27 protein-coding genes and 1 pseudogene are annotated in these 20870 nt (G+C 37.1%); 19 read left to right on the top strand and 9 right to left on the bottom strand.

Going from position 1 to position 20870, the window contains the following annotated elements; genetic code table 11:
* From BM000_RS14670 to BM000_RS14630, 11 genes are all read left to right on the top strand, one after another.
* Positions 1-285 carry a hypothetical protein gene (locus tag BM000_RS14670; RefSeq protein ID WP_091499875.1) on the top strand — a complete coding sequence of 95 codons (285 nt, stop codon included), beginning with the start codon at positions 1-3 and terminating at the stop codon, positions 283-285.
* Positions 279-425, top strand: a complete 147-nt coding sequence (locus BM000_RS16840) for a hypothetical protein (RefSeq protein WP_177178316.1) — start codon at positions 279-281, stop codon at positions 423-425. Before BM000_RS14670 ends, BM000_RS16840 begins: the two co-directional genes overlap by 7 nt.
* Entirely contained in the window at positions 418-561 is a 144-nt protein-coding gene (locus BM000_RS16835) for a hypothetical protein (protein ID WP_177178315.1), read from the top strand. The genes BM000_RS16840 and BM000_RS16835 overlap by 8 nt, the downstream gene beginning before the upstream one ends.
* Complete coding sequence (locus BM000_RS14665) at positions 545-931, top strand: hypothetical protein (protein ID WP_091499874.1); 387 nt, start codon at positions 545-547, stop codon at positions 929-931. The genes BM000_RS16835 and BM000_RS14665 overlap by 17 nt, the downstream gene beginning before the upstream one ends.
* A gap of 59 nt (positions 932-990) precedes the next feature.
* The gene (locus BM000_RS14660; RefSeq protein ID WP_091499873.1) at positions 991-1359 is read left to right on the top strand and encodes a hypothetical protein; all 369 of its coding nucleotides are present in this window, start codon (positions 991-993) and stop codon (positions 1357-1359) included.
* Positions 1359-2009 (top strand): ATPase, encoded by a 651-nt coding sequence (locus BM000_RS14655; RefSeq protein WP_091499872.1) that lies wholly within the window; start codon positions 1359-1361, stop codon positions 2007-2009. Before BM000_RS14660 ends, BM000_RS14655 begins: the two co-directional genes overlap by 1 nt.
* Positions 1975-2334, top strand: a complete 360-nt coding sequence (locus tag BM000_RS14650; RefSeq protein WP_091499871.1) for a hypothetical protein — start codon at positions 1975-1977, stop codon at positions 2332-2334. The genes BM000_RS14655 and BM000_RS14650 overlap by 35 nt, the downstream gene beginning before the upstream one ends.
* Positions 2315-2569: a hypothetical protein gene (locus tag BM000_RS14645; protein WP_091499870.1), complete on the top strand. Its 255-nt coding sequence runs from the start codon at positions 2315-2317 to the stop codon at positions 2567-2569. Before BM000_RS14650 ends, BM000_RS14645 begins: the two co-directional genes overlap by 20 nt.
* Before the next feature lie 4 nt (positions 2570-2573).
* Complete coding sequence (locus BM000_RS14640) at positions 2574-2942, top strand: hypothetical protein (protein WP_091499869.1); 369 nt, start codon at positions 2574-2576, stop codon at positions 2940-2942.
* Positions 2935-3597, top strand: coding sequence for a C40 family peptidase (locus tag BM000_RS17160; protein WP_091499868.1), 663 nt, complete (start codon positions 2935-2937; stop codon positions 3595-3597). The genes BM000_RS14640 and BM000_RS17160 overlap by 8 nt, the downstream gene beginning before the upstream one ends.
* A gap of 80 nt (positions 3598-3677) precedes the next feature.
* The gene (locus BM000_RS14630; RefSeq protein ID WP_091499867.1) at positions 3678-5195 is read left to right on the top strand and encodes a recombinase family protein; all 1518 of its coding nucleotides are present in this window, start codon (positions 3678-3680) and stop codon (positions 5193-5195) included.
* A gap of 80 nt (positions 5196-5275) precedes the next feature.
* Here the strand turns inward: BM000_RS14630 and BM000_RS14625 are convergent, their stop codons facing one another.
* Genes BM000_RS14625 through BM000_RS14605 form a run of 5 tightly spaced genes read right to left on the bottom strand, consistent with a single transcriptional unit; the run spans position 5276 to position 9767 of the window.
* Complete coding sequence (locus tag BM000_RS14625; RefSeq protein WP_091499866.1) at positions 5276-5992, bottom strand: hypothetical protein; 717 nt, start codon at positions 5990-5992, stop codon at positions 5276-5278.
* A gap of 27 nt (positions 5993-6019) precedes the next feature.
* A complete protein-coding gene (locus tag BM000_RS14620; RefSeq protein ID WP_091499865.1) occupies positions 6020-6643 on the bottom strand; it encodes an Nmad2 family putative nucleotide modification protein in 624 nt (207 codons plus the stop codon).
* Positions 6644-6654: 11 nt separating this feature from the next.
* Complete coding sequence (locus tag BM000_RS14615) at positions 6655-7116, bottom strand: TIR domain-containing protein (RefSeq protein WP_091499864.1); 462 nt, start codon at positions 7114-7116, stop codon at positions 6655-6657.
* 1 nt (position 7117) lies between these two features.
* Positions 7118-8113: a thymidylate synthase gene (locus tag BM000_RS14610; RefSeq protein WP_091499863.1), complete on the bottom strand. Its 996-nt coding sequence runs from the start codon at positions 8111-8113 to the stop codon at positions 7118-7120.
* Positions 8114-8132: 19 nt separating this feature from the next.
* Entirely contained in the window at positions 8133-9767 is a 1635-nt protein-coding gene (locus tag BM000_RS14605) for a nucleotide kinase domain-containing protein (protein WP_177178314.1), read from the bottom strand.
* A 167-nt stretch (positions 9768-9934) separates the two neighbouring features.
* Here BM000_RS14605 and BM000_RS14600 point away from each other — a divergent pair.
* A pseudogene (locus BM000_RS14600) lies at positions 9935-10021 on the top strand (helix-turn-helix transcriptional regulator); the annotation flags it as partial.
* A gap of 1243 nt (positions 10022-11264) precedes the next feature.
* On the opposite strand, the gene BM000_RS14590 reads toward BM000_RS14600, so the two are convergent.
* Positions 11265-11819 (bottom strand): hypothetical protein, encoded by a 555-nt coding sequence (locus BM000_RS14590; RefSeq protein WP_091499858.1) that lies wholly within the window; start codon positions 11817-11819, stop codon positions 11265-11267.
* A 256-nt stretch (positions 11820-12075) separates the two neighbouring features.
* Between BM000_RS14590 and BM000_RS14585 the strand changes: the two genes are divergently transcribed.
* Positions 12076-12618: a hypothetical protein gene (locus BM000_RS14585; RefSeq protein ID WP_091499857.1), complete on the top strand. Its 543-nt coding sequence runs from the start codon at positions 12076-12078 to the stop codon at positions 12616-12618.
* A 118-nt stretch (positions 12619-12736) separates the two neighbouring features.
* Positions 12737-13390 (top strand): hypothetical protein, encoded by a 654-nt coding sequence (locus BM000_RS14580; protein WP_091499855.1) that lies wholly within the window; start codon positions 12737-12739, stop codon positions 13388-13390.
* Positions 13391-13430: 40 nt separating this feature from the next.
* Here the strand turns inward: BM000_RS14580 and BM000_RS14575 are convergent, their stop codons facing one another.
* Complete coding sequence (locus tag BM000_RS14575; protein WP_091499853.1) at positions 13431-14348, bottom strand: aldo/keto reductase; 918 nt, start codon at positions 14346-14348, stop codon at positions 13431-13433.
* Positions 14349-14398: 50 nt separating this feature from the next.
* Positions 14399-15565 (bottom strand): PstS family phosphate ABC transporter substrate-binding protein, encoded by a 1167-nt coding sequence (locus tag BM000_RS14570; protein ID WP_091499852.1) that lies wholly within the window; start codon positions 15563-15565, stop codon positions 14399-14401.
* Between the two features lie 161 nt (positions 15566-15726).
* Here BM000_RS14570 and BM000_RS14565 point away from each other — a divergent pair, with 161 nt between their 5' ends.
* Positions 15727-16266 carry a DUF4334 domain-containing protein gene (locus BM000_RS14565; protein WP_245751696.1) on the top strand — a complete coding sequence of 180 codons (540 nt, stop codon included), beginning with the start codon at positions 15727-15729 and terminating at the stop codon, positions 16264-16266.
* A gap of 22 nt (positions 16267-16288) precedes the next feature.
* On the top strand, positions 16289-17071 hold the full coding sequence (locus BM000_RS14560) for an SDR family NAD(P)-dependent oxidoreductase (RefSeq protein ID WP_245751695.1): 783 nt from the start codon (positions 16289-16291) through the stop codon (positions 17069-17071).
* Positions 17072-17128: 57 nt separating this feature from the next.
* On the opposite strand, the gene BM000_RS14555 is transcribed toward BM000_RS14560, so the two are convergent.
* Positions 17129-18091, bottom strand: a complete 963-nt coding sequence (locus tag BM000_RS14555; RefSeq protein ID WP_091499850.1) for a phosphotransferase family protein — start codon at positions 18089-18091, stop codon at positions 17129-17131.
* A gap of 172 nt (positions 18092-18263) precedes the next feature.
* Here BM000_RS14555 and BM000_RS14550 point away from each other — a divergent pair, with 172 nt between their 5' ends.
* The 3 genes from BM000_RS14550 to BM000_RS14540 all read left to right on the top strand — a co-directional run bounded on the left by BM000_RS14550 (position 18264) and on the right by BM000_RS14540 (position 20779).
* Entirely contained in the window at positions 18264-18722 is a 459-nt protein-coding gene (locus BM000_RS14550) for a MarR family winged helix-turn-helix transcriptional regulator (RefSeq protein WP_091499848.1), read from the top strand.
* Between the two features lie 24 nt (positions 18723-18746).
* Positions 18747-19577: a glutamate racemase gene (gene racE / locus BM000_RS14545; RefSeq protein WP_091499847.1), complete on the top strand. Its 831-nt coding sequence runs from the start codon at positions 18747-18749 to the stop codon at positions 19575-19577.
* A 122-nt stretch (positions 19578-19699) separates the two neighbouring features.
* Complete coding sequence (locus BM000_RS14540; protein WP_091499845.1) at positions 19700-20779, top strand: GerMN domain-containing protein; 1080 nt, start codon at positions 19700-19702, stop codon at positions 20777-20779.
* Positions 20780-20870 lie beyond the last annotated feature (91 nt).

The following is a 20870-nucleotide window of genomic DNA, read 5'->3' as shown; positions in this document are numbered from 1 at the left end:
ATGTTTAACGTTTATGAGACCATTCGCCAATTCATCGATTCGATTTTTCAACCGCCGATTTCATTTTTAGATTTAGCGATTGAAAGACTACAAAGTGTGCGATTGGTGATGGCGCAAGGGATTAATTTAGGGCAGTACTTTAGCGTGTTTGGTGATCTACCTAGTGAATGGCAAATGGTGATCACCTCTGCTTTAGCTTCGACAGTGCTGTTAGGTACACTTTTAACATTTCGTTCAACAATGCGGTTATATTACGCCATTAAAGAGGGGGTGCACTGGTGGTAGTAGCGCCAATACATTTAGAAGCGATTTATCATATTTTAGGGTTTCTTTTATTAGCGAATGTGGTTGTCGGTAGTTACTTAGCGATTGAGAAAATCAATACATTTAGAAAAAAACGAAAGGGAGGGAAAGGAAATGGTTGATGCTTTTGTCTATATGTACGTGTTAGGAGCTGGAGCAAGCTTAGGTGTTGCAACAGTCGTTTATCTAGCATGGAAGGTTATCCAACGGTCAGTCAAGAAAAAGAAGGGGGACAAGCTGAGTGGGCTTATTAAATAAAAAGACAGATGAGGAATACGCAAATGAAACGACCGATCTGCTCATTGTCTTTGATGATGAAAAGAAAACGTCAGACATAAAGGTTGTGACGAGCCTAGATAAAGAATCGGTAACGGTTAATGGCAATTATAAAGTGCCGTTGCAAAATTGTGAGATCACTGTGGGTAAAGAGGGCAGACACTTTTTTTACCGAGCACCTTCCCGATCAATTGAAGAGGTGGAACGATTAGCGCAGCTGGAGCAAAAAATCGTCCTCACTCAAATCACAAGCTATCGTCCGCCAGAACCGCCTAACACAATGGATATGACCAAGCTACTATTGTTCGGACTCCTATTTGTTGCATTTATCGCAATGATCTTTATTTCATAGCAGTATATGTAAGCTGTCAGATGCAATTAACTTTGAAGAGAAAGGGGATAACTCAGTAAATGCAGAATACGGACATGCAGCAAGGTATGCATAATGCCGATAAACTACAAAGCGTCATATCGGATGATCTATTTCCACAGGTTGCTCATATTTCAGATGTGAAGCAAGTACTTGAGGAAATGACCAGTAAATCACAATCACTTCGAGAGCCACAAATGCAGGCATTAATTTTTTTGAAAAGGTTGGGTGAAAACAAGTACCTATACCCTGACAAAAATCCATACAAAGAGATTTATGACTATATTACGAAGCAGGGGAAAACAGATGTTGCTAACCCTGATTATTACCTCGACACAATCGAAGCATTAATCCCTAAACCACCGAAGCCAATTGTAATGGCTCCTGGCGATAAGGGAGGTAAAAGATAATGGCACATCATCTTTTTATCCAGGGGGCATTAGGATCGGGAAAAACATTCTTAATGAGCTTACTGGCGCACTACTGGAAGGAGAAGACAGAGCGTAACGGTGGTCAGGTTGCGCTTTTTTCAAACTATGAGCTTGCCGACAGCTATCCGATGACCCATTACACCGATTGGTATAAGGTAGCCGCAGCACAAGGCTCTATATGCTGCTGGGATGAGTCACAGATGGCTTTTAGTAACAGAAAGTGGAGCAAGTACGGCTCAACAGTAGCGACAGAGGTATTGATGTTTACAAGGAAAATGCAGTCGGTACAAATGTATTGTAGTCCTAGCATTAACAATGTCGATAGTCGCATTAGGCAAATTGTTGAGATTCTGATAACCGTTAGAAAAATGGGTGATCGTGGCTTTCAGCTCCACTTTATGGACTATCAAACGAAACAGTTCATGCATACACAATTCATTCCAATGTGGAAGGCTAAGCGTATTTTTAAGCTGAACCTTTACGACACATATAACATGGTGCAAGGTTTTCCATTGCCTAGCACTGAACGTGAAGGAAGAGATTTCTTTGAGACATTAGATCAAATTCATAATGAAGCAAGGGGGAAAACAAAACGTGGATCTAAGCAACCTATCATTAGTACCTCGTGATTATAAAAAGAAAGATCCTCGAACCCTACCATACTTATATCCAGAGACATTAAACATTGTTGCATACGCTAAAAAAGTACAAGCTTTCAGCTACTATCAAACGTTAGAAGTAGCTGAGGACTTGGCAAGGCGGAATGGCTTTTTATTATTACCCTACAGCTGCATGCATTGGCAGCGAGCAAAGAATTACGGTGTAGATCGCAAAGTAAAGATCGGACGTAAATCATTCTTTATGCTCAGACCACACGAGCTTACCAAAGGTGAGCTTAATAAGCTGAGGGATTATTTAATTGAGGAGGTTGGTCATGAACCAGACATTAGCTGAAAAGATACAAAGTGACAGTCGAGTGTTAAAGCGATTTTCAAAGTTACTTTTAAAAACAGTTCAACAGAAGTACCTAAACGAAGATTTCAGTGACATAGAATATAGTCAGATTATTAACCTAATGACCGTCATTGATCACAAAACAAGAGAGATAGAATTTGAGGTTAGTAGCTACTTCAATAACTATGATCGTAGGTATTGTGTTTATTATCCTCAAATTGATAAAAGGGTGTGAGTAAATGGACTTGATCATTAAACAAAGTCATGCTGCTGTTCTTTTGTTAAGTATGAGTATGTCGAGGCGGAACGTAAAACGCACTTTTAAAAAGGCAGGTAATAAGCACTTACTAGAACAGTATGACGGCATTAAATCACATCTAGAACAGAATATAAATGGTTTATCAGATGGCCAAGGGGATAAACATTGCCGACTGTTATTAAGTGTTGTTGAACTGGAAATGATCGATGCGTTTACTGACTGGTACGTGCCGAAAGTAAGAAAAGTTCTAAAGCAAGCGACAAACAATAAAGTAAGTCAGATAGATCAAGAGCAGCTACAAGCCTTGGTAGATATTAAAGCAGAGATTGAGGTACTCGCTTATGCGTAGAATTGTTATGCTGCTGTTAATCGGATTTTTTGTTATGACGGGGGAGGTTTCAGCAAGTAGAGAGCTGTTAGGAGTATATGAAAGTGAACTATTCACTATTGTGGATCAGAAAAATGCAGTAACAGATCGTTCAAAGTTAATTGAGCTTACCAGAAAAGAAAATGAGACAGCTAAATATGTTCGAGCATATCGAAAGCTTTCTGGTGGTGGGGTTATGGATGATTTGGACATTAATCAATCCTATGAGGGTGAATTGCCTGAAGTTGTGACAGTTGGTGAACGCTGGATCAATAACAGCACATATGCCTTTGGTGGTGGGCGCAATGATTATGAAATTGCACAAGGATTGTTTGATTGTAGCTCTTTTGTTCACTGGGCATTTGATCAAGTGGGTATTGAATTAGGTAATAGGACAAGTGTAACGACTGATACACTTAAATATGTGGGTTATTCGGTTAGCTATGAGAATATTCAGCCAGGGGACTTAGTGTTTTTTGATACTTATAAGGTTGATGGACATGTGGGTATATATGCAGGGGATGGCATGTTTATTGGGGCGCAAGGAAGTACTGGGGTGGCTTATGAGAGTATGGATGGGGGGTATTGGAGAGAGAGGTTTAATGATCGAATTATAAGAATTCTTTGGATTTCCTAATGTAATATTTCCTTAAAATAACTAGAACATATGTTCCTTTTTAGACGGAATTCGATTATAATATTATTAGAGGTGATCAAATGTCTGAGGATAAGCAATTACACACATATAAAGACTATCCTTATCTCATTTATACTCGTGTCTCTACCGATAAGGACGAACAGAAGGATTCACTATCTAACCAGATTGATATTTGTCGTTACTGGTTGGAGCAGCATGACTACGAATGGGATGAGCGTTCCATATTAAAGGATGAAGGGAAATCAGGAACGCTTTTTCTTGAACGTACAGCACTTCAATTAATCCTTAAGAAAGCACGTAATCGAGATATTAAAATGGTTGTCTTTAAATCCATTCACAGGCTTGCTCGTGACCTCAAGGATGCCTTAGAGGTTAAGGAGGTGCTTCTTGGTCACAATGTCCGTGTGGTGACTATTGAGGAAGGTTACGACAGCGAATATGAAGGCAAAAACGACATGAAGTTTGAAATGTTCTCCATGTTTGCAGCTCAATACCCTAAAACACTTTCCGTATCAATTAGTGCTGCTATGTCTGCCAAAGTTAGACGAGGGGATCACATAGGTAAAGTGCCATACGGCTATGATCGTGTTGAAAACAAGCTTGTTATAAAAAAGGACGAAGCAAAGGTTATTAAGAAAATCTTCTCCTGGTACGTCAATGATAACATTGGCATGAAAACTATTGCAGTAAAGCTTAATGAGCAAATGGAACAAGGTTTAGTACCTCCACCAAAGCACGGCTCATACTGGCAGCTAACTACTATCAACAGCATTATTAAGAATAGAACCTTCTGTGGCGACTTTATCTACAATCGCTTTTCTAAAATAAAAGTAGATGGCAGGAAGAAACGGATTGAGAACCCTAAAAGTAAGTGGGTTATTATCGAAGAGCATCATCCTGGCATTGTCTCAAAAGAGGTCTATCAAAAAGCGAATAGTAAAGATGTTATTAACCGTAAGCGAAAGATTACACCATGGAATGAATTTAGAGGATTATTGCAATGTGCCCACTGCGGTTCAAACATGGTAATTTTAGAATCATGGAAGAAGAAAAAGGATGGTTCCAAATCACATTGGAAATATTTAAAGTGCAGTAAGCGGAGAAGATCAGGTTTGTGTGTGAATCATAAGCCTATGACTTATGAAGATCTTAGAGAGGTTATTCTCCAGGAATTAAAGATTGAAAGTGATAAGATAAGCCTTAATTTTAATGAAGCGCTGTTACATAGTAATCAAGGTAAGATCAAACAACTCGAGAAACAACAATCAGAACTAACTGGCAAACAAAAAAGGCTATTGGATATATACTTGGATGGTATTATAGATAAGCAGAAATTTGATGATAAGAAACGTGAATTAGATATGAAAATACAGCGTACAGAAGAACAAATTTTTCTTTTGCACAGCAAGGATGAACATAAATATAACGTGGAGCATATTAAAGATGCTCTTGAGCAGCTGAACGACACAGAACAAGATCTGTATCATGTCTTTAGAACTCTTATAGATAAAGGGGTTGTTTATGAAGATGGCTGCATAGATTTAGGGTTTTCATTTAAAAAAAACATTAAAATATAAATTAAAGTATTGATATACAGAACTATTGCTTATGCTTTAATTGACACGCACTCTCAACAGGATTGAGAGTGTACGTGTTTTTATTTCTCTTTTTTTAAATTTAAACTCCATTTTTCTATGTCCACACCAAACTCATCAGCAATTTTGTTCACAAAAAAATTATTGACTATTTCAAATTCAGAGCAAATTTTATCATAATAGGGATATTGCTTTTGGAGTTCCCCAATAGGTGTTAAGTAATAGTTTTTCTGATCATTCTTGTTTATATATGTGTACCATCTACGGTAGTTACTTTGATTTTCAGTTAAAAAAGAATTTAGAATTCTAATTGTTTGATTAGTTAAATTATACAGGAAAATTGCATCATTATTTCGAAAACGCTTTTTTCCAGTATCTCCAAGAATCTTAATTTCATCACGAAAGAATTTATATATCTCAAAATAGGAATCAATAGTTTCGCTAAAATTATCATACTCAAAATTCACTTTAAATATTGTTCTTTTAGTATCAAGATAATTTCTTATTTGTTTTTTATATAAGTAAGCTGGATTATCAAATATTATATTAAACCCACCTATGTTCATTTTCTCTACACGCAAAGCCCACTTATTCGTAAAAAGAAGTAGTAGGAGGCCAGTTAGTAGAATCAAAGGGATAATCATGTAAAGTCCAGTCGATATAAACTGTAAATTCAACCAAAAAGTTGAAAGATAAGAATTTTTGATACTTTGAAGTTCGAAATTAAGCAACACGAATGTAAGGGCAATAATTAAAAATAAAAAAGTTAGACGCTTCATTAGTTTACCTCATATAATTTAATGGTTTTAATTTCCAGAGTAACGTGTAAATACCTTATTAAACATGTATGGTTTTCCTATATATCCTTTTTGCGGAAATTGATTTAACCAGTCAGAGAATTCGTTAATAAAATTCTCGGAATTAGTTTTTTTGTATCCTCTAATTACTTTGGCTATAGAAATGAATTTCTCAGGAATTTGAATAGCTTCTTCTCCAAAATACCAGAAATCCTTTGATACTAAAACAAATTTTCCTGTTAAATCTCTATTATAGTTTAATGTGTTTGTTTCACCATGTGGCAAACTGTGGTGAGAATCTTCTTGAACAAATGGAGAGTTTATATTAGTCCTATGGTAAATATTATCTCCGTACATTTGACGTTTACTTCCATTCATTTTGGGTCGTTTCTTGATAAAACGTAGATCATCCCAGTAGTCGTCGAAACTCATTTTTTCACTAACCTTCATTGCATATATTACTTTGTTTTTAAAAGGGCTATTTTTTGATGCAGAACCAATTCCAACCACCCAATCTCCAATGCATGCATTGCGCCTTAATATAGGTTTACATGTAGCTAACGTGCAGTATGATGTGAAGGGGTTTGGTGCAAATCCATAATCTCTTGTAACTATATAGCTATACAAATTCAATTACATCACTCCTAACAAGTTCCACGATTACCCAAATAGGGTCTTGGTTCACCGGAGGCATCTTCCCATAAATCATTTCCCTCCAGTGCAGAAATGATTTTTGGAAAACTCCAAGGAACACATGCATCAGCATAATCTGTTAATGCTTCTGGTAAATCAGCGTCCGTTGCACCAGGTAAAAAAACGCCTACAACTCTTTTATCACCATTCATTGCTGCATAATTAATCTCCCAATTCACCCACTCTCGTTCATGTGTTTTAAGTCCTACTAAAACTACCACTTTACCAGCCCAATCGATTCGGGATCTTAAAATTGATTTTATATACTCTTTATTTGTTGCATTATTAGGCTCGCTTTCGATGATAGAACTATCTCTAATATCATATTTCTTTGATATTAAATTTTTAAAAGATTCTATATATTGCTCATCGCCTCCATAATGAGATACGAATAAGTTTACTTTTTCAGACATATCACTTCTCCCCTTTCCAATTTCTCCATAGAAACACAAATAGCTCGTTTGTACATTTTTTAAGTATTCTTTCTGATAATAGTTTGAACCCTTTTCTATCAGCGACATACAGAGTAATAATGTACATAATATTACGATATGCTGAACTATTACTGTCTAATTCACTAATCTCATATAGCTCATCCTCTGAAATATTATCATTATAGGCTATTTTCATCATTCGCTTATAAATTTCATTTACGTTATAAAAGCACTCTTCTTTTCCTAGGAATAAACTGTCTTTATTTAATATTTTCAAGTCATTAGAAATACCTACTTTTTCAAGGTCCCTACAGTATAAATGAAGACTATCACTATAGTGAGTATAGGATCCAATATCAACATCTAACCACCCAGCTATGACCTCTTGTAAACTTGTAAACTGAATTAAGTTATAAGGTAGACCTAAAAGAATATCGTTACTTCTCATAATTTGTGTCCATTCTAACTTATTATTTCTAACTTTTAATAAAGAGCAAATGTTACATGGAATATCTTGATTAACAGGCTGTCCTTGGTTATCGGGGGAATCAATTTTAGGATCCCAAATTGATATTACAACTTGACGACTATCTGTATTATTTTTGAGTGTTAAATAAGCACGTTCTAATTGGTCGATTTGAAAATTATGTCTAATCCTATATCCGTATGCACCATGATATTGATCACTAATACCAGAGAACCTTGGAAGTGATGGGTTCCAATAATTTATAACTTTAGCATCTTTACTTCCAAATAGAATCCAAATCAATTCAGCAAGAGCAAAGCCTATACTAATAGGGGGGACTCTATTTGTTGTCCAACGTTGTGTGGGGTCTTCAATATGAATGAGAGCATGTAATAATTCTATATTGTTGCCTGACCTACTAGGTGTAGTTATATTTTGCTCACTCATTAATTCACTTGTTGCTTTACTCCAGACCTCATTCGCATCCTTTCCTGTAAACGAATAAAACATAACACTTTTGCACCTCACTTTAATTTATATACTGATTAATATTCCATTTAGGAGGATAAAAATATTTAATATACCCCATTTCACTTGGTTTATATAATTGTTTAATCCTAGAACGGCCGGATTCCCCATTTAGACTAGGATAAGCTACACGAGTATATTTGTCAGTTTCACAGAAAAGATTCTGACAATCAATTAATTGAAGTGGTCTTCCCCACAAGCTATGGAAACTCAGACCCAAACACTCAAATTCTTGGTGTTGTCTCTCTGCCATGTAGCGTATAATATCTTCATCGGTATAATTTCCTGTGCTATCAAAACATTTCTTTATTCCGCTGCTTGCTCCGGGCCCTGCAACAACATAGGACATTTCACTAAAATTACACAATTCACTATAATTAATATCAATACTGAATTGAAAAGCTAAGAATTTCCCGAAAGTTGGATATTTTATTAGTAGGTTGTAAAGTTCCTCCAAACTTTTAGCTTTAGCTATCTTTTGTGATAATCTATCTTTCATTATTGTCTCTAAAAGAGCCAAATTGTTTTGATGCTTCTTTTGATATTGAAATGAGCTTTTTCCTGAAGGCATAATATAGGCTGCTGAATAAATTCTCACATTATTCAACAGTTGATCGTTGAGGATTTTATCGTAGGTGTGAAAGTCATAATTCTTATATGTAATCTCCCCTAAATTGTTCTCTAGTAATTCCCAAGTCTCTATTTTATTAAATAATTTAAATAGCAAAATTCGGAAAAGAATGTCTTCTGGAAGTAAATCTGAATTTTTATATATTATATTCTTAATTAAATATTGACTTACTCTATCTGATGCTCTGTAAGCATTAGTGAAGCGATACTTTAATAGAATTGGATCATCTGTAAAAGGAGGATTTTGATTTTCTAGTTTTTTTAAAAAAATTTCTTGGCGTTTCGCAGCAAACATCCAATAGTTATCGTATATTTTTGATGGTACAGGTTTTTGTGAAACATTTATACTCCTTATCTTTTTGTCTAGGATCTTGTTATTTTTCTGACTGTCTTTTTTTATTACTTGGCTTAGTAGAATTTTCTCAATAATATCAGTGGAATCTTTTAGCTTTCCATTATTATAAATCTTAAAAACTAATTCTTTGTGTTTATTAGCTAAGTCTTTATAAGCTGATATAATGTCTTCATGAATAGTTTTACTGTACTCTAGTTTATCTTGATTTCGGTTAATTAAAAAAACTTTTCCTATATTAATCTCTTTTAAGATTTCCATCTCTGGTAAAAGTATCATATTCATTTGAGTTTCAGAAATCCCATTTGCTATCCCATAAGCATAAGTAGACCACCATGATCTGTCTAGAAGTACAGTTTTTCCTTGCTTTAAATCAGGTAAGATGCACCTTGTTAATATGTCTATGTGCGAAGCTATATGCAATAGCTGGAGGCTAATATTATTTAAATCATTATCTATGTACTTTTTAATATCATGATGGAATTTGTAGACAAATTGACCCAAGGTCCGTTTTTGTTTACCGGGGAAACTATAAACTGAACAAGGAATGTATTCATTCTCTAATCTTTTCTTAATTTTTTTTATAATAGTAGTTTTTCCAACATTGTCTACTCCCTCAAAAATGTATAGTGTTCCTGTACTTTTTTCTGTCAAGTTAGTCATCTCCTATTTAGAAAAGTAATTCTTTGTCTCAACAATTAGGTATATATTTATTTAAGATCCTATTGAATCAATTATACTATTATTTTTCCTCTTTTTACAACAATTATTTACATAATTATCAATTGCGAATGAAGTGCATTGATTTGCAATCACTACGTATTACAAACACGATTCAAAAACTAGGTGTTAAGGGGCGTTCACAGGCTGTTGTAGAGCTTTTGCGTATGGGGGAGCTTCAGCTCTAAACAAAACCGACTTTCCTTCTTGGAAGTCGGTTTTGTTATTAGTGTAAGGATAATAATATTACCATATTCGATTCTTTTATAAACAGCTTCTCATTAGTTAAAAGCACAGCCCAAACATGTCAATAAACGATTAGAAGTAAAACAAGTATTATTCATATAACAACGAACATCAGGATATACTTTATTTCTTTTTCCTTATGTACTCGTTGATAAAATATGACCTTAAACAATTTATAAATGATAACTAAGGTATTAGTTATCAAGAAAGACAATAAATTTGTATTGAGATTCCAAGAAGTATTAAGAAAAAATAAGAATAACATTATTTGGAGAAAAAAGATTGAAACTAACTTTAAATGATCAAATCTACTACTAAATAGAATTTTATATCTTTCTTCATTAATCAAGATTTTCCCTCCTTAGTTGAAAAGCAGTTCAATACTAACGGCTATTAAAAATGTTGCAGTAACTCACTTCTCTGATGCATTTTTACACGAGGTGCTACGAGACTATGGCTCAATATACCAATAGTAGTATTTTAATTCACGTACCCCCACAAGGTGCGACTCCATGTCCGTCCCTTCATATCCACGCAACTCTTAATTTCAATCCACGCACCTACACAAGGTCCTGCTACTTTTGAAGGGTTTTTAATTTATTTGTAGTCGCACTCTACATGAGTGCGTGGATTGAAATCATTTGCCACGTTGTCTAGCTCCCTTCCTAATTGGGGTCGCACTCTACATGAGTGTATTTCGCAATTAAAAAATGAACTATTTCGCAATTTAATTTTGAACCACCTCGAAAGGGGGAATTCACAAACTTAGAGTATTGATTTTATTACTGCGCGGCTTGACATGGAGTCTCTGCTAGCATGACTATTTGGCGAAGGAAAGCGGTAGCAAAGGATTTCGCATCCCCATCAGGGTATCATGATCGCCACTCCATATTAAGAGTGAAAGTTCGGGATTCACAAACTATGAGTGGTTCAATTTTAACTTAACAACTGGTTCACTTTTCAGTTAACATATACAAACAAGCATAATTGCTTGTCCTTTTAGATATTATTCAAAAATTTCACTAGCTAAATAGCTTAATGAGTATAACGCGGTCAGGTAAGTAACACATTACTTCAACTAATTAACATACCTCCATAAAGTGACTAGAAAAATCTTACCTTTAAGTAACTGCGAAGAACCTTGGCATTATTTATGAGATTTTAATTCAAACATAGTATCCAACATTAATAAACCGAAAACGAAAAATAAGAAACAGTCTCATCACTCATCCAAATCTTAAGCTCATAGCGATTCTCTCTATCTACATAAACTATTGCTGTTCCCATGCACATTTCACGATAGGTGTAATAATGCTCTCCGTAAATAGCAATAGCCTCTTCTACTGTAAGCCCCACTTTAAGTCCTGAGCTGGTAACGATGGACGGGTCACTGACTAATAAAGAAATGACCCTATCATCACCATCCATTGTTATGCGAAAATCATTGCTTTCAAATAGATAGCCGTCATCCTCATTCATCATCCGCTCAAACTGATTTAGATAATTTAATTGTTTAGCCGACAAGCTGCTATTTAAGGAAAATCCTGCAATCTGCTCATTAGCTAAGGTAGTTGTTCTAACAAAATAATGCTGACTTTCTAGTCCTGACCAGATTAGAAAGAATAATACCGGGACGAATGGCAACGAAATTAGTAGCCAACCCATCCACTTGTATTTATTTAGGAGAAAAACTCCAATAAAGGGCGAAGCTATTAAGAGCGACAAAATGACAATAATCAACTATAAAACCACCTTTTAATATTTATCTATGTCATTAAATGATAAGCTAATTATAGCCTTAAATTTATTGTTTATCAATAAAAATTATTTTTTTATCAATATATAATAACAAATTTTTTGTTTTTTTAAGGTAGTTGTTATCAAATAGTGAACAATTAATGAAAAAGCAAAAAAAACATCATAAAAAAGATAGCTTTAATTACCATAATATTGTATTGTCAATTTAAGTGTTGAATTTACGATTGGTGGTGATAGTATGAGAGGTTCAAACAATAAATTTATGCTGTTACTCATCATTATTTTTCCATTAATAATTTCATGTAGCGACAGCTATACATTGACTATGGATTCTCCACCAGAGTTTGAATTAAAAATTGCCAGAGCTGGAGATAACCCTGATCAGTCAGAACTGCAAAGTAAAGATGGTTTAATTATTGAAACCACCTTTTGGAATGAAGAGCCTGAGGTGTTTACCCAAGATGACTTACTTAACCTTGTGTTTAGCTTATCAAGTGTAGAGGCTGAGCCCTATGAAGTAAAGATTAATAAATATTGGCTCCAATTTGATTTTGCTAATGCTGCGGACCAGCCTAATAAAGGTTTTGGAATTGCTAATTATGAGGATGGATCAAGGTCATGGTGGGAGCTTGAAATAGACAGTAAAGGAGTAGTCGAATATAGCGCGCCAGATCATGAACCTGGTCTTAATAGAGCTGTTATTATTTTTCAGTGGATTGATGAGAATTCGATGGTTCTTGGTCAACAATTTGTCCGCTTTAATTTAAATGTTATTGAATAACAGGTGTTGTGAATTTAGTGATTCTAATAATTCCATTTAACAATTTATGTAGCTTCGCGTCTCACTAAACGCAAATCTAGCTTAACAGACTAATAGCTTAATTATAAGGAGTAAGAATATGTACATTGATCAATTAAGGAAAGATTATATAAAAATACAGTTGGACTTTATTCAATCACATAAAAACAAAAAGAAATATTACACCTTATCAGCGCTTGTCCTCATTGTTTATTTCATTATTTTCGAACTAGTAAGGAGATACGCTGCTTTTCTTGATGGCAAGGCCTTTTCCTTGTTAACTTTCTTTATTTTTGCTTTGTGTCTGTTTATCATAAAGAAAATTAGAACTCGATTAGTTTTGCGCGAATTCGATCGAGCTGAGCTTCAGAAAAAGTTTGAAGCCCTTTTTATGTCTCAATCGTTAACGCTTAGTCAGTTTCAAATTGTTCAAAGTAGTATTGGGCAGCGTCTTAAGGAAAAACGGAATAAGTTATTAGTTGTGCTGGCTGTACTTGGTGTCTTCGCTTATCCAGTCTGGCATCGCTTGCTTAGTCTAATGATCGGGGAACAAGATTTATGGGTGAATTTAGATGACAGTTTTACCTTAATGAGTTTAGTGTTCTTGGCTATCGTTATTAGCTACCAATTAGTTATGGCTGTATTAGACATGCTCCAAAGTGAGTATACGACCTTACTGAGTTTACGTCAGTCATTAGAGGATTACTTACTTATGACCAATAGTGCTAAGGATCAGCATTTAAGCGCCAGATAAGGAGGTGTTGCATTAATTGCAACACCTCCTTACTTGTGTTTTAAGGCAGCTTATTTCCCGCTGCTAGGTACAGGTCATACCACTCTTCACGGGTTAACTTAATCTCAGTTGCTTTGGCAATATCAGCAAGTCGCTGTTGATTCATGGTTCCGACAACGGGTTGAATTTTAGCTGGATGGCGGAGAATCCAAGCAATGGCAATAGCGGAGTCTGTTACCTCATATTTAGCCGCTAGTTCTTGGAGCTTCTGATTCAACTCTGGAAATTCTTTGTGTCCGATAAAGACACCCTCCATCATACCGAATTGAAAAGGGGACCATGCCTGAATCGTCATATTGTTGAGCCGGCAGTATTCTAGGATGCCGTTGTCTCTAACAATTGCTTTGTCGTGCGCCATATTAACATTGAAGCCAGCATCAATCATCGGGGTGTGCATTAAGCTGAATTGAAGCTGGTTAATAATTAAGTCTTCTTCTAGATATTTTTTAAGCAATTCTATTTGGCCTGGGTTTTGATTACTGACACCAAAATGCTTAACTTTACCTGCTGCTTTAAGTTCAGCAAATGCCTCAGCAACTTCCTCTGGTTCGACGAGTGTATCTGGTCTATGTAAGAGGAGGATGTCTAAGTAATCAGTCTTTAACCGTTTTAGGCTACCTTCAACGGAGTTGATAATATGCTGTTTTGAGAAGTCAAATTGTCCCTTGCGAATGCCGCACTTAGATTGCAGAATTATTTCTTCCCGAATAGTAGGGGACATGTCAATGGCATCAGCAAAGATTTGTTCAGATAAACCTCTACCATAAATGTCGGCATGATCAAATAGATTTACGCCCAGATCAAGGGCGTTGTGAATGACGTGTTGTGCTTCTGCTTTTGTTAACCCACTCATACGCATACAGCCTAATGAAATGGCACTCGTGTTCAGGTTGCTTGTACCTAGCTCAATTGATTTCATCTTATCATTCCTTTCTTAGCATTATTGTAACATGGCTAAGTAGGAAATGCTTAGTTCGGGTCACTTAAGGGCACAAAGCCTGTCTCTGCAACAAGCTGCTGGCCTTGCTCAGATAATATCCAGTCAATTAATGCCTGCACATTCTCATTGGTATCATCAACTGTAATGGCGTAAAATTCGCTACTCAGTGGATAAGTTCCATCCTGAATCGCTTCAATTGAAGGGTAGGCAGCATCAATCGTTAAAAATTTAATGTCATTGTCAGCGATCATGTCCATTGCAAAGAAGCGGAATGAGTAGCCGATGGCATTGCGGTAATTGCGATAGTTAGCTGTTTGATTAAGGATACCACCCATACCATCGATGATATCTTCAGATGGTGCTTCCATAATTGGAGTGTTATCCATTAGGTTTTGTAAAGCCGTTTGGCTACCACTATCCTCTGGACGTTGAAAGGCACGGATGCGGGTCGAACGTCCCCCGAGCTCAGACCAGTTGGTAATGTCACCACTATAAATGCCTTTAATATCTTTAATTGATAGTTCATCGATAGGGTTACGTTTATTAACAAAAAAAACAAAAGCTTCTCGGCCGATCGGTGTTAGGTTAAAGCTTAGACCTTTTGTTTCCGCTAACTGCAACTGATTCTTAGATGGTCCTGCTGCAAAGATAACATCAACTGCTCCATCTAATAGGTTTTGATAGGCTTCTGGCGTTGTGGTCAGCATTACCTCACTGTCATAGGATTCGTAGGAACCCTCAGGATAAGTTGCTTGTGCGAAGGCAGCATATAAAGGATATAAACCAGTTGCACCATCAAGACGAGGTAGATCATCGGTTAACTGTAAGGTTGCTGGTTGATCAAGTGAAGCGAGTGTGCCGTCATTGTCAAATGGGGTGTACCGCCACATCTCTGGCTCCTCACCATCTAACGTTGCTAAGCTATTCTGGTAAATGAGGAACCCGGAAAAGCCTATGACTACCACCAGCCATAAACCACCGCAAATAAGTTTTAATTTCGTCCGTACTGACTTTGAGAAAATGTCATATACATCAATGACAATGATTAACCACACCATGATCGCTGTCGCTGCAATCAGAACGGGGATACGTGGATGGCCCCCCATAAAAAGGGTAACTAAGCTTGCAACAAAGGCAACAAAACCAATTAAAATTGCCGCTGAAAAAATGACTGTAAACCGCTGGAAATTGTTCATAGAGATGGATCCTTTCACAGAAATGGAATATATTTCATGATCAGTTTATCACAGTTTCTATTTTTTGACACGCTATTTTTTTATGTGAGGTTTTTATTAGGTACTTAATAGGGAAGCATAGTATAATAGACGCAAATCCTACATAAAAGAAGGTGGTTGCTGTGAATCATCATGAGGTTCTCACAAGGATGCTGTTAGAGGGAGCAACAGAGCAAGAGGCTTTTGCTTTTTTTGATCAATTAGAGCCAATTGAAGTTAATGCGATGTTTGGCTTATGGCGCGGAAAAGAAATTAGAACAGGTCACCCACTAGATGGTCTTTTAGAAGGAACGGGTTGGTTTGGTAAAAGATTCGAGGATCAGGAGCATGTTCACCCACTTGTGTTTGCTCGTCCTGACCAGACGCTGTACTATCTAGATCCAAGCTTTGTTCCACTAGAGCTACCGATTGAGCGTATTCCAGAGCGTTATTTCTCACTAGGCGTTAAGCTATTAGAGCTAGTCGCCAGCACTACAAAAAGTAAAGCACGATTACGGTTGTTAGATTATCGTGGTAAAGCAAGTGCCAGCATGGTCTATGATACCAAGCCAATTATTGATGTGTTTAGAAAGATTGATCAAGATACGTTACTTGGTGTCATGGATATGAAGCAAACTAAACATAAGCAAGCCTATTTCTTTAGTTTAGAACGAGTACGCTAGGAACAGAAAGGATTGATAAAAAATGGAAAATATCGCAAATATCGCAATAGTGACGGGAGCATCGTCAGGAATTGGTCGTGAGCTGGTGAAATTAATTGATCAAGAGTATGCCAGTCTAGATGAGATATGGGTTGTTGCTCGACGAGAAGAGCGCTTAACTGAGTTGCAAAATGAAGTTCTTGTCAAGCTGGTACCTTGCGGATTAGATTTAATGAGAGTAAGCAGTTATGATGAACTGAGAGAGAAGCTAGACGAACATAAACCAAATGTGAAATTGTTAGCCAATGCAGCTGGCTATGGTAAGTTTGGTAAAATTGGACAGTTATCTTTAGATGATGAACTGGGTATGGTTAGATTGAACTGTGAGGCATTAACAGCGGTAACCAGTATCGTGCTGCCCTATATTCAACCGGGTGGTCGTATTATTCAGATTGCCTCATCTGCGGGCTTTGCCCCTCAGCCTAATTTCGGTATTTATGCGGCAACAAAGGCTTACGTTATCTCATACAGTCGCGCTTTAAACGAGGAATTGCGTGACCGTCACATTATCGTTACAGCGGCTTGTCCAGGTCCTGTTGAAACAGAGTTCTTTGATGTAGCAGGTGAATCGGATCGTAGTTCAATGATTGCTGGTTTACCTCGAACAACGCCTGAGCAAGAAGCACGTCACGTCCTTGCTGCAAGTCGAAACGGGAAAGCGATCTCGACGAAAGGACCAGTGGCATCAGGGTTCCGCTTTTTAGCCAAAGCTTTACCAGTTGGCGCCTTATTGCTGGCCATGCGTTATCTCAATAAAATGAAATAAGCTTAATCCTGCCCCCAACAAGTTAATTTGCTTGTTGAGGGCAGCTTCTTTATCTTATTAAGAAGTACGTAGCAGGAAATCATATGTTTCTTTTAATAAGCCGTTTGCCCAGCTATGGAAGTCATTCTGCTGATAACGCCGATATGTTCCTTCTTGTGCAACAATCAGGTACAGATACAGGTCATACCATCTTATCCTAATTTGTTCCTGCGCTGAAAAAGTCGACTTACCATATCCAGCTAGAAATGGTCGATCGTTTTGATGACTGCGAAAGCCGACCTCCAGCAAAGGGTCTCCCCACAAGCACCGCTCAAAATCAATGATACCGCTAATTTGTTTGTTATCGACAAACACATTACCCGCCCATAGGTCCCAGTGGACAAGCTGTGCGGATTCAACTGCTTCAAAATAGTACTTGTGCTTTTTTAAAAGTTCGAGTATAGCCTGATCAGAAACACTTAACGGAATCGCTAGCGTTAAACGATCCTGAATGGCCCATACTATCATTTGATAAAAACAATCAAACCAATTGTTGGCCTGGAGTTTTTTCTCACCTGGATAGCCAAAGGTAGTGTTTGTTAGTTGATTAAGGGTGAAATTATATTGACCAAGCTGGTATAAAAATATGTCCTTTGCTATATTTTCATGTAATTTCGCTATTTTGTTTAATGGTGTCCCGATAATCTCTTCCATGAAAAAATAAGCAGAAGGACACTGGTGCCGTGAAAAGTCATAGGCTAGGACAGCCGGCACAGGGATGTTCGTTGCTTGCTTTACCAGCTCAAGCATGTCTACTTCCGTTTGGAGTATGTTGTGCTCATAAGTCATAACTTGCGTCATAGGTGTCGGTGCGATCTTTAAAATAACAGGCTGATAACCGATAAAAGAAATTCGGTAGGCATTATTAAAATAACCATCTGTTAACTCTATAATAGCTTCAATCTGCTGAGCTGGAAAATGAGTTGATACGAGATTATTAATTTGTTTAGTAGTAAGTTGTGACTTAGTTGAACTATGCATGAAAGCGCTCCCGTCTTTTTGGTTTTTCTTTATCTTATCAGAAATAGGAGCGCAAAACGAGTTGAATTGTGACAAAATTAACAATGGAATGATTTATTTTTCACCTAAAACGGTAAAAAAATGTTATCATACAAGAAAGGTGTCTAAGTCAATATAGAAGGGGGTTAAGACGGTGGAGAATGAAGTTGTAAACCGTCCGATTGCTCAAATTGAAAAGAATATTCGTTATATTAACGGTATTATAAAGCATAAAGGAAGAGAAATACTTAAAAACTATAAGATAACTACCCCGCAGTTCATCGCCCTACAATGGTTGTTAGAAGATGGCGACTTAACAATTGGTGAATTGTCTAATAAAATTAACCTTGCTTTTAGCACAACAACAGATTTAGTCGATCGCATGGAAAAAAATCAGCTTGTGGAGCGCAAGCGAGATATGAAGGATCGCCGAGTGGTCCGTATTCATTTATTAGCGGAAGGTAAGGAAATAATTAATGAAGTTATCCAGAAGCGGCAAGCATACCTTAGCACTGTCCTTGAAGATGTATCTGGCGAACAAGTCGATCACCTTCATAATGTACTTGCCTTATTGTTAGAGAAAATGCGCTGGGATCAGGATAATAACTCGTGATTAAATAGAAAAAGAGGGATGGAATTGGATCAACCAATCGGCGTCATCGATTCAGGTGTCGGTGGTTTAACCGTAGCACGTGAGTTAATGAGACAACTGCCTAAAGAGCAGCTTATTTATTTAGGGGATACGATCCGTTGCCCATATGGGCCAAGACCAGAAGCGGAAGTCGTACAATTTACTTTAGAAATGGTCGAGTTTCTTCAAAAGAAGCAGATTAAATTACTGGTCATTGCTTGTAATACAGCAACTGCGTTTACCATAGATTTACTTCGTGAGCGCCTGTCAATACCCATCATCGGCGTCATTCAGCCAGGTGCACGGGCAGCAATTAAAGTGACCAAAACGAAAACAATTGCTGTAATCGGAACGGATGGAACAATCGGGAGTAAGGCTTATCCAAAAGCATTGAAACAAATCTCATCTGATTTAACAATTTATGATCTAGCATGCCCGCAATTTGTGCCAATTGTAGAAAGTGGTCACTTCTCACCAGAAGCGGCTAAGCATGTTGTCGAGCAATCGCTAAAGCCGATAACCAATCTTCGTGGCTTAGATACATTAATATTAGGCTGTACCCACTATCCATTACTTGCAGAACCGATTAAGCAGGTGATGGGTGCCAATGTTGAAATTATTTCATCAGGTGAAGAGGCTGCCCGAGAAGTTAGTGCTCTACTAAGCTATCAAGCACTTGCTTATCGAGGGAACCGCTTAGCTAAACACTTCTTTTATACAACAGGTTCACCAGAATTATTTGAGCAAATTGCTAACCGCTGGATGGACTATCCGGTTCAGCATGTTGAGAACATTGTCATTGATCAATCCTTGGTAGAAAAAAACAAGTCTTTTTGATAAAGGCTTGTTTTTTCTTGTTTTAACCAGAGATTAATGTCATCTTTTTTCAAATCTAACAGGTCTATTTCATTTACAGGGCTCGTATACATGTTAGTACAACCATCTAAGGAGGGCGTGACATGAATAAACGAGCACTGATAAAAATTACTGGTCTGAGGTTTCTTATTGTTTTAATAAGTATATTAGTTCTTGCAGGATGTGGTTTGTTTACATCTGAAGAAACCTTGGAGCAGATCGATATGCCTGTTGGTTCAGAAGATCGTGGTGATGAAGTTGACGAGAGTGAGGACGGTTTAGAACAGGGTGATGTCGAAGAAGAGACGGTAGCTAGACAGCTTTACTTATTAAGTGAGGAAGGTGTCGTGGTTCCGCATACGTTAGCGTTACCAAAGATTGAGACAAATGGGGTAGCCGCACAGGTTTTAGAGTACCTTGTGAAGGACGGGCCAGTAACCAATCTGCTGCCTAATGGCTTTGAGGCTGTATTACCAGCAGGAACAGAAGTACTGGGCTTAAACATTCAGGAGGATGGCACGTTAATTATTGATCTTTCTGAAGAGTTTAATAATTATGAAGCGAGCAAGGAACAACAAATTATTCAAGCAATGACACATACACTAACCCAGTTTGATAATGTTGAACGTATTAAGCTATGGGTAAATGGTTTTGAGCAAACAGAGATGCCAGTAGCTGGGACAGTTATGGCAGAAGGATATTCTAGAGCAAATGGCATAAATATTATGGAGGTTGATGGGATCGATCTGTTAAACAGTGAGGCAATAACGGTCTATTACCCAGCACAGTTAGGCCCTAACTTTTACTATGTCCCAGTTACCCAACATGTAGAAGTGGATAGTCTTAATAAATATAGTTCTATTGTACAGACATTATTAGAAGGACCAAGCTATGGGACAAATCTCCTGCACGTGTTTAACCCCAATATTGAGCTTGTTGAAGTAAGTGAGCTTGATGATGGTGTACTTTCTATTGAATTTAGTGAGGAAATCCTTGCTGATGTCAACGAAGCCTATATTGCCGAAGAGGTGATGGAGACACTCGTCCTTACATTAACCGATCAGCCTGACGTGTCAGCTGTTTCAGTTACGGTGGAGAACATTGACCAGATCTTTAACGAACATGGTGTCCCATATAGTGAGCCAGTTACCCGAGATATGTTTGTCCCGACAGGAAGTCTATAATTGTTGTGAAAACAAAAACGAGCATCGAAGTTAGCAGCATTCATCTTATTCTGAATGACTGCTCTAGGATGCTCGTTTTACTATTTTTTAA

The sequence above is a fragment of the Amphibacillus marinus genome (assembly GCF_900110345.1).
GTDB lineage: Bacteria > Bacillota > Bacilli > Bacillales > Amphibacillaceae > Amphibacillus_D > Amphibacillus_D marinus.
The sequence above is the reverse complement of the archived record's forward strand: the minus strand, read 5'-3'. Positions and strand labels throughout refer to the sequence as shown.